The 2140-nt window shown below is 55.7% G+C and carries 1 protein-coding gene; it reads right to left on the bottom strand.

The genetic code is table 11. From position 1 onward, the window contains the following. Positions 1 to 2140 (bottom strand): condensation domain-containing protein (locus WA407_RS26155; RefSeq protein ID WP_336078727.1); only part of this gene is annotated, 2140 nt, incomplete at both ends.

The following is a 2140-nucleotide window of genomic DNA, read 5'->3' as shown; positions in this document are numbered from 1 at the left end:
CGATATCTTCTTGGCCTGTGTATTTATGCAAGAGCGTAGTGTACGCCGCCAGCAGCACCATATACAAGGTTGAACCTGTTTGCGAAGCCAGTTCTTTCAGGCGTTCGCTAACTTCACGCTCCAGTCCGAATTCGATCGTATCCCCTGCCGTACTCTGCACCGCCGGACGGGCAAAGTCGGTTGCCAGATCCAGCACAGGCACGCCGCCCCGGAAGGTACCCAGCCAGTACGCTTTCTGACGCTGCATCCACTCCTGATGGGCTTCGCTTTGCTGCCATACCGCATAATCCTTGTACTGAATCCGCAATGCCGGTAGCTCTTCACCGCCATATAAGCGGACAAATTCATCGGTCAGTACCTCCATCGACACACCATCCGAAACGATATGGTGCATATCGAGCATGAGCAGTTGCTGGGGTTCTTGCTCTGCTCCTTGTGCGCCCAGATCCACCAAGCCTACCCGCAGTAGCGGCGCAGCTTTCAGATCGAACGGACGGACAAACTGTCGTACCCGTTCTTGTGCTTCCTGGCTGACCGTCGTGTCCGTAGCTGTAGCTGTGTCCTGATCTGTATCCGTAGTCGCATGCTCTGCCTGTACCTTCGTATATTCCACTTCAAACGGCACGGTGTCCTCAATCCATTGCATCGGCTCATTGTCCACCAGCTCAAAGCAGGTACGCAAGGTTGCATGGCGATCGATCAGTTGACGGAACACGTCTTCTACTCGTTTCACGTCCAGCGGACCGCTCACTTGCAGCACCGACGGCATGTTGTAATTCACATCATTCGGGTCGAACTGATGCAGCACATACAGTCGTTTTTGCGCCGAAGATAACGGGTAGAAATTGCGTTCTTCCGTTACCGGAATAGACGCATAGGTTACTTGATCCAGCTGTTCCAGTACGACTGCCAGTTGTTCAATCGTTGGTGCTTCAAAAATACTGCGCAGTGGAAGCGGCTTGTTCAGCTCCTTGTGAATCTTCGAGGCCAGTGTCGTCGCCCGTAGTGAGTGTCCGCCAATCTCGAAGAAGTTTTCCTTCACACCGACCTGCGTGAGGCCCAGCACATCCTGCCAAATGTGCGCTAACTTCACTTCCACCCACGTCCGCGGTGCGACATAATCGGCTCCGCTTTGCAGGCTGCCTTCCGGTGCTGGCAGGGCTTTGCGGTCAATTTTGCCATTTGGACTCAGCGGCATTTGCTCCAGCTGTACAAAGTACGACGGCACCATGTAGCTTGGCAGCTCCCGGCCCAGCTCACTTCTCAGCTCGCTGGCACCCATTTCTTGCCCGGCGACATAGTACGCCACCATTTGTTTTTGTCCTGTTTCATCCGCACGAGCTGTGACTACGGCTTCGCGTACCGATTCCACTTGGAGCAGCTGCGATTCGATCTCGCCCAGCTCAATCCGGTACCCGCGGATTTTGACTTGATGGTCGATCCGGCCCAGATATTCAATGTTGCCGTCTGGCATCCATCTCGCCAAATCGCCTGTACGGTACATCCGTTCATAGCCGGCTTCCCCGCCGGCAAACGGATCGGCTACGAATTTCTCCGCCGTCAGCTCTGGACGGTTCAGATAGCCTCGGGCTACGCCGACACCGCCGATGCACAGTTCACCCGCAACCCCGATCGGCTGCAATTGCTCCGTGCCTTCCTTCACGATGTACAGACGAATGTTCTGAATCGGTTTCCCGATCGGAATAACTCCATATTTCTCATCCGGCTCGCAATCGAAGTACGATACGTCCACCGTCGCTTCGGTCGGGCCGTAGAGATTGACCAGCTTCGCTCCGGCCAAGCTCGACACAAGCCGCTGGAACCGGGCCACATGCTGTGGCGGCAACGCTTCTCCACTGGCAAACACATGGCGCAGCGTGCCCAGCTTCGTTTGCATCACTTCCCGTGGCTGCTGCTCCACGTACTCCAGGAACGCATGCAGCATGGCGGGAACAAAGTGCATCGTGCTCACGCCATCGCGGGCAATCGTGTCGACGATGTCTTCCGGGTTCTTTTCCCCGCCTACCGACAGCAAGCTCACCTTTGAGCCGACCAGCGACCACCAGAACAGCTCCCACACCGATACGTCAAAGGTGAAAGCGGTCTTTTGCAGGATCGTATCTTCTGCACTCAAGCCGTA

This window comes from Paenibacillus sp. 203, assembly GCF_037027525.1.
Lineage (GTDB): Bacteria > Bacillota > Bacilli > Paenibacillales > Paenibacillaceae > Paenibacillus > Paenibacillus polymyxa_B.
The sequence above is the reverse complement of the archived record's forward strand: the minus strand, read 5'-3'. Positions and strand labels throughout refer to the sequence as shown.